12 protein-coding genes are annotated in these 13504 nt (G+C 59.8%); 6 read left to right on the top strand and 6 right to left on the bottom strand.

The annotated features are described in order from the left end of the window. Positions 1-279: 279 nt before the first annotated feature. The 4 genes from NT179_10615 to NT179_10630 all read left to right on the top strand — a co-directional run bounded on the left by NT179_10615 (position 280) and on the right by NT179_10630 (position 3161). Positions 280-1005, top strand: a complete 726-nt coding sequence (locus NT179_10615; GenBank protein MCX5722462.1) for a c-type cytochrome — start codon at positions 280-282, stop codon at positions 1003-1005. Between the two features lie 145 nt (positions 1006-1150). Next, entirely contained in the window at positions 1151-1564 is a 414-nt protein-coding gene (locus NT179_10620) for an OsmC family protein (GenBank protein MCX5722463.1), read from the top strand. Between the two features lie 151 nt (positions 1565-1715). After that, positions 1716-2708 (top strand): cytochrome c, encoded by a 993-nt coding sequence (locus NT179_10625; protein MCX5722464.1) that lies wholly within the window; start codon positions 1716-1718, stop codon positions 2706-2708. Between the two features lie 93 nt (positions 2709-2801). Then, complete coding sequence (locus NT179_10630) at positions 2802-3161, top strand: DsrE family protein (GenBank protein ID MCX5722465.1); 360 nt, start codon at positions 2802-2804, stop codon at positions 3159-3161. Positions 3162-3179: 18 nt separating this feature from the next. On the opposite strand, the gene NT179_10635 is transcribed toward NT179_10630, so the two are convergent. Genes NT179_10635 through NT179_10650 form a run of 4 tightly spaced genes read right to left on the bottom strand, consistent with a single transcriptional unit; the run spans position 3180 to position 8312 of the window. Beyond that, a complete protein-coding gene (locus tag NT179_10635; protein ID MCX5722466.1) occupies positions 3180-5402 on the bottom strand; it encodes an ATP-binding protein in 2223 nt (740 codons plus the stop codon). 9 nt (positions 5403-5411) lie between these two features. After that, the gene (locus NT179_10640; protein MCX5722467.1) at positions 5412-6182 is read right to left on the bottom strand and encodes a carboxypeptidase regulatory-like domain-containing protein; all 771 of its coding nucleotides are present in this window, start codon (positions 6180-6182) and stop codon (positions 5412-5414) included. Between the two features lie 44 nt (positions 6183-6226). Then, positions 6227-7090 carry an SHOCT domain-containing protein gene (locus NT179_10645; protein MCX5722468.1) on the bottom strand — a complete coding sequence of 288 codons (864 nt, stop codon included), beginning with the start codon at positions 7088-7090 and terminating at the stop codon, positions 6227-6229. A 4-nt stretch (positions 7091-7094) separates the two neighbouring features. Beyond that, positions 7095-8312: a hypothetical protein gene (locus NT179_10650; GenBank protein ID MCX5722469.1), complete on the bottom strand. Its 1218-nt coding sequence runs from the start codon at positions 8310-8312 to the stop codon at positions 7095-7097. 394 nt (positions 8313-8706) lie between these two features. On the opposite strand from NT179_10650, the gene NT179_10655 reads away from it, so the two are divergent. Both NT179_10655 and NT179_10660 read left to right on the top strand, forming a co-directional pair. After that, a complete protein-coding gene (locus NT179_10655) occupies positions 8707-9150 on the top strand; it encodes a DUF2231 domain-containing protein (protein MCX5722470.1) in 444 nt (147 codons plus the stop codon). 66 nt (positions 9151-9216) lie between these two features. Beyond that, complete coding sequence (locus NT179_10660; protein MCX5722471.1) at positions 9217-9750, top strand: c-type cytochrome; 534 nt, start codon at positions 9217-9219, stop codon at positions 9748-9750. A gap of 41 nt (positions 9751-9791) precedes the next feature. Here NT179_10660 and NT179_10665 read toward each other — a convergent pair whose 3' ends face one another. Then, positions 9792-12944, bottom strand: coding sequence for a PAS domain S-box protein (locus NT179_10665; GenBank protein MCX5722472.1), 3153 nt, complete (start codon positions 12942-12944; stop codon positions 9792-9794). 24 nt (positions 12945-12968) lie between these two features. After that, the coding region (locus tag NT179_10670) for a hybrid sensor histidine kinase/response regulator (protein MCX5722473.1) at positions 12969-13504 on the bottom strand (536 nt) is incomplete at its 5' end.

Consider the following 13504-nt stretch of genomic DNA (forward strand, 5'->3'; position numbering starts at 1 on the left):
TGGCAGTTTCCTCCTGTGGCATCCCGCAACAATCAGATGGCCTGCACTGTGGCCATTTGCTTCAACAGAATTGGGACCTGACGGTTAATCGTTTGATTTCACAGGTAACGTGACCAGCAAGTTGTCTGTGTGAGTGGCACGGTCTTGGCACAATGGGGGAGTATGATGATGCGGATATTGTCGGTTATTCTTGGGATGACCCTGCTCGTGAGCTGTTCCGGCGCGGGTAGGCGGGTTACGACCGAGGAGCTTCGGGGGGCTGACCAAATCGAGAGCGCTATGATCGAGTTCATGCCACCCTCTCCGGAAACCATCCCTGGCAGTCAGCTGGGTGAGCAGATCCGGCTGGGCTATCAGATTGTCGTCGATACGCAGGACTATGCGAAGCCCTATGTCGGCAATCGCCTCAACTGCACCAACTGCCACCTCGACGGCGGGCTCAATCCGAACGCGGCTTCGTTTGTCGGTCTTGCGTCGGTTTATCCTGAGTACCGCTCCCGCAACGCGAAGGTGAACACGCTCGCCGATCGGATCAACGAATGTTTCGAGCGGAGCCTGAACGGCCGAGCGCTCCCTCCGGACAGTTCCAAGCTGCAGGCCGTCGTGGCCTACATCACCTGGCTCTCGCATGGAGTGCCGCAAGGGGCAACGTTGCCCTGGCGGGGCCTCCAACACATCAAGTCAGGGCGTCCTCTCGACCCAACCAACGGGAAGAAAATATTTGCGAACAAATGCGCCTTCTGCCACGGCTCGGACGGCCAGGGGACGATGGCCGCGCCGCCTGTCTGGGGGCCCCAGTCCTACAACATTGCCGCGAGCATGGCGCGGGTGAGTGTCGCCGCCGCCTTCATCAAGTCGAATATGCCCCGCACGGTCGGGTGGACCCTGTCGGACGATGATGCCTACGATGTCGCAGCCTATGTGAATAGCCAGCCCCGTCCAGACTTTGTGGACAAGCTTGGCGACTGGCCGAAGGGCGGCCGGCCTGCGGATGCGCCGTACTAACGTATAGAGCCGTTCGTGCGGGACTTGCGAGAAGCGCGCGCACAGAAGTTCGAAGCTCCCGGCTCGAAGCTCAGAGAACCTCGAACGTAGAACCAGGAACTTCGAACCGTTGCCGGGTTCGCTTACGAGGTTGGAAGGGGGCGATATGACACTCACCGTCGCATACCATGGTGGGACCCGCTACGACATTACGAGTGGGGCCCATCGAGTGGTGACCGATCAGCCGATCGAAGAGGGAGGGCAGGATGCCGGCATGAGCCCTGTCGAACTCTTCGTCGGTTCCATCGCTAGCTGTGTCGGATATTTCGTCGGTCGCTATTGTGATCGTCATCACATCTCGACCAAGGGCTTGAGCGTCGAGGCGGAATGGACTATGGCGGAACAGCCGCATCGAGTGGGCCAGATTACCCTCGCGATTCACCTGCCCCATCGTCTCACGGTCGAACAGAGTGAGCGACTGCTCAAAGTGGCGCATGGCTGCACCGTGCATCAATCTATTGCAGTGCCTGCCGGGGTTGAAATCTCACTTAATTCCCATCATCGCCAGGCAGGGCAGTGACCGGGGAAAAAGGGACGGTCTGTCAGGCCTACCTAGCCTGTCTCGTTTATTTGGTTAGACCAGATAGACGAGATAGACCAGACCGACCAGATGGACCATTCCTGAATGATTGGTATCGAGGAGGAGGATGATGATGCAAAGAAGACGGGTCATGGTTGTCGGTACCATGCTGATGTTGGCCGCGGCGATGGGACTATCACCTCGATTGTCGTTCGGTAGTGACCAGTCGCGGGCGAAGGAGATCATTCAGCAGACTTGTGTGCAATGCCACAGGCTGGAAGGCAAGGCGGATTCCCGCTTCAACCTGAAGGCGCCGGATCTGATCTGGGTCGGCAGTAAATATCAGCGGTCCTGGTTGATCCGGTGGCTGACGGGCAAGGAAGCGCCCTTGTATGCCAAGGGCTATCGATGGGATCTGACAGAGGTTCCCTCCAAGCATCCGATGGTCACTGAGCCGGAGGCTAAGGCCATTGCCGATTATTTTGCCGAGCACAACAGGGATCCGCGAGTGACAATCGGCGCATTCGATCTGTCCAAGGTGACGAAGTTCGAGGCGACGTTTGGCGGGATGGCCTACAAGGCGCATGCCTGTCTCGGCTGTCATGTGATCGAAGAGAACGGCAAGTTCATCGGGGGGCCGCAGAGCGCGTCCCTCGTGGCGGCGGGACAGAGGTACGACCAGGACTGGCTCTTCCGTTTTGGGCAGAATCCACAAGACTTCGTGCCTCATAGCGGGGAGTTTCTGGCCGATGCGACAGAGCCACAGCTCCGCGCGGTGATCGGGTTCTTGATGGTGCAGGGGGTGAACGATTTTAAATATTATGAACCCTGGACCAGCGCAGAATTTGGAAAGGCCAGCGTCGGTCGTGGCAAGGTGATCTATAAAGAATATTGCATGCAGTGCCATGGCGCGACCGGCAAGGGTGACGGTCCGGCTGCGTCAGGTCTGGACCCCAAGCCCGCGATCCATGCCAATATCGCATTCGATCAGGTGCCGACGGAGTATCTCTATAATATGATCAATCATGGCGGCGCGGCGATGGGCAAATCCGCCAATATGCCCTATTGGGGGTTGACCATCGGGCAGCAGGGTGTCGCCGATGTCATGGCGTATCTGAAGGCAAATTTCAAAGGCCCGAAGTAGGAAACACGTGTGAAGCGTCTTTCGTATCTCGCGGAGTGTGAAGCACGCCCGCGAGATACGAAAGACGAACGATGAGGAACGGAGGATCAATCGATGGCGACATTCATCATTTCAGGCAGCCGGGGCACGGACGACCCCACGATGGCGACGTTGCCGTTTATTGCCGCGAAGGTCGCGAAGGAGCAAGGGCACGATGTCGTGCTCTGGCTATGGAACGAAGCTGTGACGCTCGGGCGCAAGGGCAGCGCCGATCACGTGACGGGAGTGAATTTGACGCCGCTGAAAGATCTGCTGGCGGCCGTGCAAGCGGCGAACATTCCCATCTGGGTCTGCGGGGCCTGCGCGGTGGCGAGACAGATGAAGGATTCAGACCTTGTGGCTGGTGCGGCCATCAAGGGTATGCCGGATTACATCAAGGCTGTGGCGGAGCGGGATAAGAACCTGTCGTTTTGAGGTCGGCGGCTATGGCCCTTACGAGGACAGAGGCGCGTCCAGCACTTCGCGAATCTTGTGTGTCAGCTCATTGGGCGTGAAGGGCTTTTGGAGAAACGCCACGCCTGGCTCCAGAACACTCTGATGATTCTCGACCAGGTCTGTATATCCGGATATGTAGAGCACTTTTATATCGACCCGCATCGGCTGGATGGAATGGGCGAGCTCCCATCCACTCATGCCCGGCATGACCACATCGGTCAGCAGCAAGTGGATCCGCTTCTCATAGGCCTGGCAGAGTTTCATGGCTGCGGGGCCTCCTGAGGCTTCCAGGACCTGATATCCGTTCTCTTGGAGCGCTTCCCGGCTGATTTGCCTGACCATCTCATTGTCTTCGACCAATAGAATCGTTTCGGATCCCATTGCCGCCTGACCCTGACGTGCACCGTTTTCTTCAGGCAGGGCCACCGGTTTTACCCTGGGGAGATAGAGGGTAAAGATGGCTCCATGCTTCGGTTCGCTGTGAACCGTGATGACGCCTCCGCTTTGCTTGACGATCCCATAGGTCATGGAGAGGCCAAGCCCTGTGCCCTTGCCGACTTCCTTGGTGGTGAAGAAGGGATCGAAAATGCGGGCTTGGGTCTCCGCATCCATCCCGCAGCCCGTATCAGTGATGGTCAACGTCACATAAGAACCGGCCGGGATGATGGAACGGAAATGAACCGTCTGCTCTTTCAATTCGACGTTGGCTGTTTCTAGGGTGAGCGTCCCCCCGTCCGGCATGGCGTCTCTGGCATTGACGGCCAGATTCATGATCACCTGGTCCATCTGCCCCGGATCGACTTCCACCAATCCCAGATCCCGCGTGAAGACCGACAGCACCTTGATGTGTTCGCCCAGGAGCGGCTGGAGCATCGGAACGATATTCGCGATCGCCTCATTCAGGTTCAAGACTTGCGGCTGCAGCACTTGTTGCCGGCTAAAAGCCAGTAACTGTTGGGTCAGGAGGGCGCCCCGCTCCCCTGCGGCCTGAATCCGCTCCACATTTTTGCGGACCAGATCGTTCATGTCCAGCCGATTTCGCAGCAGCGAACAGCAACCGATCACCACCGTCAAGAGGTTATTGAAGTCATGGGCGATGCCGCCCGCTAGTTTCCCCATGGCTTCCATTTTTTGGGATTGCCGAAGCTGGCTCTCGCTGTCATGCAGGGCCTGTTCCATTCGCCGCTGGTCGGTGATGTCGCGGTTGATGCTCAGGACGGAGATAATGTTTTGCTGAGTATCACGCAGCGGAGCCGAATGCGCCTCCACCCACCGGAGCGCGCCGCGCAGCCCCCTCATCCGAAACGACAGGATCCCTGATTGACCTTTGCAGATCGCGTGATGGGCCTGTTGAAATGCCGCGCGATCGTCGGGATGGATCAGGCTCACGACAGGTTGTCCAATGATTTCGTCGGCTGAGTGGGCCTCAACCAGGGCCAGGCCGGTCGGATTGATGGACAGTAGGGTGCCGTCCAGGCTGACGGTGGTGACACATTCCGGTTCAGATTCCACGATGGAACGGAATTGGTCCTCCGCGGTTCGCAGCGCACCGCTCAATCGCCGGACGGTTTTGCGGACTACCGTGACGGTAACCAGGAGCAGCACCAGCGTCGCCAGCAGCTGCCGCGTGAGCATGTTATAGGCTTGTGTCCTGCTCTCTTCAAGCGACAGCTCCACGAGGATCCAGCCTGCGGGATGAGGCTGCGGGTCGTTGAGTTGGGAGCCGTTCACCGATGAAGGCGCGCGATCACGTTCTTCGGTATCATGCACTGGCTCAAAGACCACCATCCGCTCCTGGCCCTGTTCATCGGCGCCGATCGACACGTACTCACGGCCGTTTTTCTCGGCCTCGCACAACATGTCATTGGCCAATGTCGTGCCGATGAGGGCGACCTGATCCGAGGCGATCACCATGCGCTGCGCATCCAGGACCAGGACCCGTCGAATGTCTGGATCACGGACGCCCTCGGTCAAGGATCGCTGCACCAGGTACAGATTGTCGGATACCACGGTGCCGCCGACGGAGACCAATCCACGCGCCAGGGCCAGCCCGCGCCGCTCCGCCTGTTCCCGCGTGCGAATCTGCTCCTTGCCGATGAGCACGGCTCCGTACACCAGCATGAGCAAGGTGATCACAGTCGAGAGGCTCCAGATGAGCCGCTGTTCAGGGGACCAGGCTGTCTTGCTGCGGAGCAGCGAAGGGAACCACCGAGAGACCATAGATTCTTCCTAGAATTCTAATTCGACGTTCATCGAGGCGCGAGACTCTCCTCCGGGAACCGTGAGCGTGTGTTCGCTGAAGCCGAGCGTCTCATGCCAGACCCGCACAACGTACGTTCCCGGCGGGATCGCTGTGATTTCAAAGCTCCCGGCCGCATCGGTGACGGCAAAGTACGGATGCTCGAAGACCTGGATCGTCGCCCGCATAAAGGGGTGTGCCGCACAGAGTACAAGCAGCAGGCCCGGTTCGTTCAGGGTCCGGTGGATGGGCGGCACGCCCTTGGGCATCGCCACATTCAACAGGGTCGTGCCTTGGGTGGTTTCTCTGCGGAGCCTGGTGTTATGCAGGATCGGATCTTCATTGGTGACCACCAGGGCTGTCCCTACGGCTGCGGCCTGCACCCGCGGGACAAACCGGCAGCGGCGGTTCTCTATTTTTACGCCCTGCTCTATCGGGAACGGTTTGCCGTTCTCGATGCCTTCAATGCTGACGATGGCCTCTGCGACTCCATGGGATTGCGGATCGACGTGCAGCGCTTCCTTCAGAATGGAAGCCCCGCAAAACGCGCTGTCGCGAGGAACCCGCAACCATTCAGGCCGTGGCATCGGTCCGTTGAATGTCACATGGCCTCGTAGCGAGCTGCCTCGCACCGCCTGGTCGATCTGATAGGCGGCCCCTTCGTGGATTTCTCCCGCAAACCCCAGCAGACAGACCAGGGCGATGCCGACCGACGCCGGGGTCATGAATCGTTGTCGTTCCTGACGCGTCCTGTGACTCATGAGGTCAAACATAAGATCCTAATTCGTTCCGGTTGATTCCCAGGTTACAGACTGTTCAGGATTCGTTGCCGTTGCGCCTGATATTCCTCTTTGGTAATCAGGCCTTGCTCCCACAGTTTCTGGAGCCTCTTCAGTCGTTCCCGGATCTGATCGGACTGGCTCTCGCTGCTCCCGGACTGCGCGTTGAATTCATCCTGTTCCGCACGAGGCCTGTTGGAAGAAGATAGGACAGCCCGGTACTGGATGTCTACATCTGACAGGTGCGAGAAGAGGGGCCGGTTCATGTTCCCGGCCACGGCCTGCACCGAGTGGTAGGAGCCCGGCACCACTTCATAGAAGGACTCACCGGCCGGCCGCACCGGATCATGCCGTATTTGTTCCTGGATAAACGGCATGGAGAGGGCATGGCGATAATTGGCCAAGACGAGATGGATGCGGTCGCTCGTGGCGAAAAACGCGCCGGACGTGATCTCGACCAGGTCATGGTCGCGCCGGCGGCTGAGGAAGAACTCGACCCACTGGTCCGGCCTTGCCGTTGCGAAGCCTTCCGCCAGGTAGCGAGCCAGATATTGCCGCTCCTCCTTGTCGAAGGCCTCTCGCGCATCGGGGGCCATCCCGATGGACAGGAGCCCTCTGCGCGGTTTGACGGATAGTCCCGCGAGCAGGCGCGCCCAATCCTGCTCCTCCATCACCAGCGGATGGGCAAAGGGTTTAACTGCCCAGCTCACATCCTCTCCGTAACGCGCATTCAACAGCACATACCGGTCTGGACTGTCATGGACCGTTTTCGTCAGGCGGATCGTTTCGGTGCAGGAACTGAATAGGGGGACCAGGGTTGCGACGCAGAGGAGCAGTCGCAGGGATGCGAAGGGCTTCATCGGTCTTGGTCGCCAGAACAGGTCCGTCATGTCGTTACCACATCATCATATATTCGAGGAGGAAGGTATGGCCGGATGTGCCGTTTAGCTCCAGCCCCTTGTTATCTGTCAGGGTATATTCCACCGCCGCCCGTCCCCAGGTTTGGACCCGCGTGACCGCTCCGGCCGTGTAGAGCTTGCGGACGCTGTTCGGACGTCCCACATCCTGGTCGATGAAGGAAAACCGCTCGATGAAGGTCAGCTCCGGCCCCATGAAGAATTGCTGAGATTCTAGGTAGAACGCGTTGCCGTCCTTATTCGGCCCCGCTTGTATCGGCATACTATCGTGGCTGCGCACGTAGCCTCCCTGCAGTTCAAAGTAGCCGATCTCTCCCATGGGCACGACCTTGTTCAGATAGAGGCCGGTGCGCCAGAAGTCCACCCGCTGGCTGAGGGAGGGGCCATTCGCCAGAAGATACGTAGTCCCCTTGTTGTAGAAGACCGTGAGTCCGGAGGCAATGTCGTCCAGAATATGTTGATAGGCGACGAGATAATCTTTTTGCGCATCGGTATCCCCGGCATTGGCGGTGCCGCTTCCGTTTTTATCCACCCCGTTCAGCACCTGGGCCATAATCTTTCCCTGCCCCTGGACGTAGGCGGCTTCGATTCCTTTTTGAACGGTATCGAAACTAATCGGCGCACCGTTGCCTGTGAGCCTGGTGCTGCTGACCGGGTTGGCCGTGATGCCAGCCTGGCGATCCAAGCCGCCCAGCCCTCGTTGCTGGAAGTAGTGCATCTGTCCTCCCGTCAAGCTGAAGAAGCGGTCGGACTTCCCCATCACGCCCTGAATCTGCCCATCGAAGCTGACGTTGCCTGTTCCCGCGACCTGGGTATGAGTCCAGATCGACACATTCTGCGAGACGGCCCCGGCAAAGTAGAGGGAGAAGTCCTTCAGTAGGGCTTCGCTCCTGGCGAGCTCCTTGTTATGGCTCTGGTAGGCGAGCTGGGTTGTCAGGCGGGTCGCGAGGAAGTCGCCCAGCTTTGTGACGTCCTGATCCTTGTTGAATTCCGTGGGGGTGCGGTAGCCGGCCCAGCGGAACTTCTGGCCGAAGGAGTTTAAACGGGGAGGATGCGGATAGTGGCACATGGCACAATCGGCATTGTACTTGCGCGCAAACGCCGGAGTAGCTTGGGATTCCCTGACCGGAGTCAGCGCGGCGATTGCCAGAATGACCAGCCCGAATGAGAGCCCTGCGATAATATGCTTATTCATATTGGGCCGGCTCGCTAGGAACGCGTGCTTACGCGTGAAAGAGCCATCATGGGGCGAGTCTCATCGGCCATGGTGCCAGCCTGAACGATAGCGCGAGGGAGCGGTGCTGAATCTGTCACCGAATATCAGCTCCTTGTCTTCGTGAGCAGCCGGTGAGGCAACAGATGACGCGCCATAGCCGTAATTGATAAACCTGACACAGTATCTTGTCAATGTATTTGCGTATGGGGTAGGACTTGGCTGCAGCCCGCGTCTAGAACTGTTTTTGCCGGATCATTGCCCCAGGGATGGATGACCGGTCAGGACAAGCAGGAGACCCTTGATCGGGGTAGGTTGATTCCACCGTCACGGAGGATGGTAGAGTGGAGTTCATAACGGACAGGAGGGACCCCCGATGCATCCGATTCATCCGATCATCGTTCATTTCCCCATTGCGTTGTTGTGCGTGAGCGTGGCGTTCGATGTCCTCGCTCGCCGTTGGCCGACTGGAGGCTTTCGAGACACGAGCCTCTATTGCCTGTTGGCCGGTGTGATGGGTGCGGCGCTCGCGGTAGTCACAGGCGGGATGGAGGAAGAGCTGGCCGAGCGGGCCGGTGCGCCTGAGTCGGTGCTGGAACTCCATGAAAGCCTGGGCACGGTGACCCTGGTTGTCTTTGCGGCCTTGTTAGGATTGCGTTTCGCCACGCAGCGGGGGTGGATCAAAGACATTCCTCCTCTCACGCTTGGGCTTGGCGTAATCGGGATCGTCATCCTGGCTCTGGCCGGTTATTGGGGCGGCGAGCTCGTGTATGTGTACGGGATCGGGGTGAACGCCATGATGGTTCCGGTGACTCCCTAGCTGGATGGTGGGAAGCGCTGAACGCTGCACGATGAGGAGTGAACAGATGATCAAAGGAGCAAGGCGATGAAGACTCGTATCTTCCCATTGATAGTCGCAGTGGTTTTTCTTGCCGCTTCTGCTGGGGCCGCTGAGCGGCATATGATGCAGCCGCTGGTGCCGGCGGAGAAGCTGGCCGACGCGCGCGCGCTCACGAGCCCCTTGCCGAGTTCTCCGGAGATCGTCGCGCAGGGCAAGGCGCTCTACAACGGCAAGGGGACCTGTTTCAATTGTCATGGGAAAGAGGGGGATGGTAAGGGACCGGTGGCGGCCCAGTTGGATCCTTCGCCGCGCAATTTCCAGCACCATGGATTCTGGCGCCATCGCACGGAAGGCGAAATCTTCTGGGTCATCAAAAACGGATCGCCCGGCACCGGCATGATCGGATTTGCCGGTCAACTGACCGATGAGGAGATCTGGACCCTCATCCAGTATGAGCGCAGTTTCGCCGGAGAACATGGCCCCGGCATGATGGGACCTGGCGGCGGCATGGGCGGCAGGGAACATCGTGGACCGAGGGGTGGCATGGGCGGGTGTGAAGGCGAAGCCTGCGTCCGGTAACGGGACGCCCGGGCAACTCAACTCTCATTATCAGTGGTTGTCTATTGCTGCGGTGGGGTGACGGTGAGGCGGGCGATCACGTCGCCCAATTGCTGCAACAGGGTGGGCTTATAGACAATCTCTTTGATGCCTGCGGCGAGGATGGCCGCTTGGGCTGTGGGGGAGAGATACCCCGACACGACCACCACCGGCAGATCAGCGCGGAGGTGGGCGAGTGCGCTGGCGACATCCAGGCCGGACATCCCCGGCATGTTGTAGTCCGTCACGACGACATCGAACCCGGACGGATCGGCGCGGACCGCGTCGATCGCCTCCGCCGGTTTGGTACAGCCGGTGACTCGGTAGCCGAGCGGTTCGAACTTAGCCCGGATTAATTCCACCAACATCTCCTCGTCGTCCAGATAAAGCAGATGGCGGTTTCTGCCCTGTCGCTGGGCGGGCGTCGTCCCGGCCGACTCGCGCGGGTGGGCCGGTGCATCCACGGCGGGGAAGTAGAGGTGAAAGGTCGTGCTCTGGTTTGGGCGGCTGTCCACGACGATGGCGCCCTCGTGCCCTCGGACGATGCCGTGGACCACGCTCAAGCCGAGGCCCGTGCCCTGCCCGACGGGCTTGGTGGTAAAGAAGGGGTCGAAGATGCGCTCCACCGTTTCTGGCTCCATGCCGCAGCCGGTATCACGGACGGACAGGCGCGCATAGCGGCCAGGCGGCAGTATCACATGGAGACTGTGCAGCGGATGGGCCAGCATGACCGGCGTCAGATTCACCGCAATGGACCCCGGTTGTTCATTCAGCGCATGCCAGGCATTGGTGCAGAGGTTCATCAAGACTTGATGGACCTGGGTCGCATCGGCCAGGACGTGGGGCGTCGCCGCATCGTAGGTGGCGGTCAGCTCGATGCCGGCCGGGAGGGTGGCCCGCAGCAAGGCGAGGGCTTCGTATATGACCGGGGCAAGGTCCAGCGCGGTGCGTGAGAATTCTTGCTGATGCGTGAAGGTGAGGATTTGCTGCACAAGGTGGGAGGCCCGGTTGCCGGCTTCGATAATTCTCGTGAGGTTCGGCTGGACCGGATGACCGGCGGCGGTCTTCATGGCGGCCATTTCAGCGTTGCCGAGGATAGCGGTGAGGATATTGTTGAAGTCATGGGCGACGCCGCCGGCCAGTTGCCCGATTGCCTCCATCTTCTGCATCTGGCGGATTTGGTCCTGAAACGCCTGCAAAGCCGCCTCTGCCTGTTTGCGCTCGGTGATGTCGCGTGTAAAGCAACGGGTGTGAATGAATGTGCCGTTCTTCCGCAAGACGCTTGAATCAATCAGCACGTCCTTGATCGAGCCGTCTTTGCTCCGCAAGCGGGCGGCACATTCCTGAACCGTCTCGCCGCAGCTGAGGCAATCGAGAAGTTTCTGGATGATCGGTTGGTCGACATGGAAGTCGGCGATGTGGTGTCCGATGTACTCCTCGCGGCTGTAGCCGAGGAGATCCAGTTCTGTCTGGTTCGCCCAGAGGATGATCCCGTCCGCTCCCACCCAGTGCATGCTCACGGTGGCGTGCTCAATGAAGTCCGACAGTTCGTTCGTCTTCTCGGCGAGTGCCTCCTCCGCCCGTTTGCGTTCCGTGATGTCCCGCACAATGCCACACGTATAGCCCCGTCCCTCGTGCTCGAGATAGGCGATGGAGGCCTCGACAGGAAACTCCGTCCCATCCTTGCGCCGATGAAGGGATTCGTACGTGGCTGACCTGCCCTGTTTGATGGACGTGAGCCGCTGCTGAAACCGTTCAGGATCATGCTGTGGGGTAATATCCGGGATGCGCAACGTCAGCAGTTCCTCCCGCGTATACCCCAACGATCGGCAGGCTGCTTCATTGACGTAGACAAACCGCTTCGTGTCATCGGCCCACAGCACGGCGTCAGCCGCGTGTTCCACGGCGAATTGCGTGAGCCGCAATTGACTCTCCACCTGTTTGCGCTCGGTGATGTCTTTGACGACGGCTAGGTGCCTGGTCAGGGCTTCGTTCCCTGCCTGCAGGGGCGAGACGGTCAACTCCACCCAGACGATGGAGCCGTCTTTACGGATGTACCGTTTCTCCAGGGTGAACTCGCGCAGCTCGCCGCGTTTGAGTCGCTCCATCTGGGCGAGATCCGACGCGAGGTCGTCGGGATGGGTGATGGACATGAAGTCGAGCGCGAGCATCTGTTCCATGGAGTAGCCGACGATCTCGCCGTACTTGCGGTTGACCCGGATGAAACGCCCCGTTGTCGTGTCGATCTCCGCGACGCCCACGGCCGCCTGCTCGAAGAGAGTCCGCAAGCGTTCTTCACTCTCGCGCAACTCGCCCGTGCGCTCGGTGACGAGCCGTTCAAGGCTCCTGTTGAGTGTGCGGACTGTTTCTTCAGAGGCTTTCTGCTCGGTGATGTCGCGGAAGATGCCGCGTGTGGCCACAGGCCTGCCGTTTTCAACGCGCAGACTCACTTGGCCTTCCGCGACGACGGCGCGTCCGTTTTTCGTCCGGAACAAGATCTCCACCAATCCCACCTTCTCACCGGCGAGGATTTGCTGCAGGAAGCCGCGGTAATGATCACGGCACTCGGCCTGGATAACGTCAAAGACGTTCAGCACCGCCACTTCGTCCGCGGAGTATCCTAGCGTCTCGCGCCAGGCGCGGTTCACGAAGAGGAGGCGTCCATCCGGTGCGACGCTTTGGATCAGGTCGCTCGTGCCGTCGAACAGATCGCGGAGTTGCCCCTCGCTCTGCGTGAGGGCGGCCGTGCGCGCCCGGACTGTTTCATCCAAGGTGGCATTGGCTTCTTGCAATGTGCGCTCCAGCCGGTGCTTGGCGAGGGCGGCTTGGAGGGTGGCAGACAGCTCGCGTTCTTCGAAGGGCTTGAGCAGATAGCCGAATGTCCCGTTCCCGATCGCCTCTTCGATCAGTTGGGCATCGGAAAAGGCGCTGAGAAAGACGATCGGCACGTTCAGGAGCCGGCGCAGGCGGGCGGCCGTTTCGATGCCGTCCAGTTCACCGGCCAGGCAGATATCCATCAGCACGATGTCGGGGTTGGTTCGGGGAATGTCTTCCAGCGCCTGTTCGCCGCGCGCCGCCTTGCCACAGACCTGGTAGCCCAAGCGCATCAAGCGATCGACGAGCTCCATGACGATCAGCGCCTCGTCCTCCACGATGTAGATGCGTGTAGTGTCCATTGATGGTTCCGTCAGGTTCGGCGCCTAGGGGCTGTTCAGCAGCCGCTCGACTTCATCGCGTAATACCGATAGCTGGAACGGCTTTTTGAGGAAACCCCTGAATCCCTTGTCTCCATATTGCAGACGGAGCGTGTCAGGATGATAGCCGCTGACGAGCAGCACCTTCGTGCCGGGTTTGATTTGTTGCAGCGCCTCGAAGGTCTGGAGGCCGTCCATCCCCGGCATGCTCAGGTCGAGCAGGACGCAGCCGATCTCGCGATGGTGCTCTTGGAATAGCGCCAGGGCCGCTGCGCCGCTGTCGGCGGTGAGCACTCGATAGCCGGAAAGCTCCAGGATCTCTTGGCTCAAGGCCCGTATCATGGCGGCATCATCCACCACCAAAATCGTGTCAGCCGAATCGGGCCTGCCTCCACCAGCCTGCTGAGGGGGCGCCGGTTCTGTGGCGGCGCGTGGCCGGTCTTGGATGGGGAAGAGGATGCGAACCTTGGTGCCCTGTCCGGGATGGCTGGTGACCAAGAGGCCGCCCTTGTGCGACTGGACGATTCCGCGGACGGCCGGCA

The organism is Nitrospirota bacterium, from assembly GCA_026387665.1.
Lineage (GTDB): Bacteria > Nitrospirota > Nitrospiria > Nitrospirales > Nitrospiraceae > Palsa-1315.

Coding starts and splice junctions, on each gene's coding strand:
- NT179_10615 (MCX5722462.1), top strand. CDS start 280: ATGATCGAGTTCATGCCACCCTCTCCGGAAACCATCCCTGGCAGTCAG.
- NT179_10620 (MCX5722463.1), top strand. CDS start 1,151: ATGACACTCACCGTCGCATACCATGGTGGGACCCGCTACGACATTACG.
- NT179_10625 (MCX5722464.1), top strand. CDS start 1,716: ATGGTTGTCGGTACCATGCTGATGTTGGCCGCGGCGATGGGACTATCA.
- NT179_10630 (MCX5722465.1), top strand. CDS start 2,802: ATGGCGACATTCATCATTTCAGGCAGCCGGGGCACGGACGACCCCACG.
- NT179_10635 (MCX5722466.1), bottom strand. CDS start 5,402: ATGGTCTCTCGGTGGTTCCCTTCGCTGCTCCGCAGCAAGACAGCCTGG.
- NT179_10640 (MCX5722467.1), bottom strand. CDS start 6,182: ATGAGTCACAGGACGCGTCAGGAACGACAACGATTCATGACCCCGGCG.
- NT179_10645 (MCX5722468.1), bottom strand. CDS start 7,090: ATGACGGACCTGTTCTGGCGACCAAGACCGATGAAGCCCTTCGCATCC.
- NT179_10650 (MCX5722469.1), bottom strand. CDS start 8,312: ATGAATAAGCATATTATCGCAGGGCTCTCATTCGGGCTGGTCATTCTG.
- NT179_10655 (MCX5722470.1), top strand. CDS start 8,707: ATGCATCCGATTCATCCGATCATCGTTCATTTCCCCATTGCGTTGTTG.
- NT179_10660 (MCX5722471.1), top strand. CDS start 9,217: ATGAAGACTCGTATCTTCCCATTGATAGTCGCAGTGGTTTTTCTTGCC.
- NT179_10665 (MCX5722472.1), bottom strand. CDS start 12,944: ATGGACACTACACGCATCTACATCGTGGAGGACGAGGCGCTGATCGTC.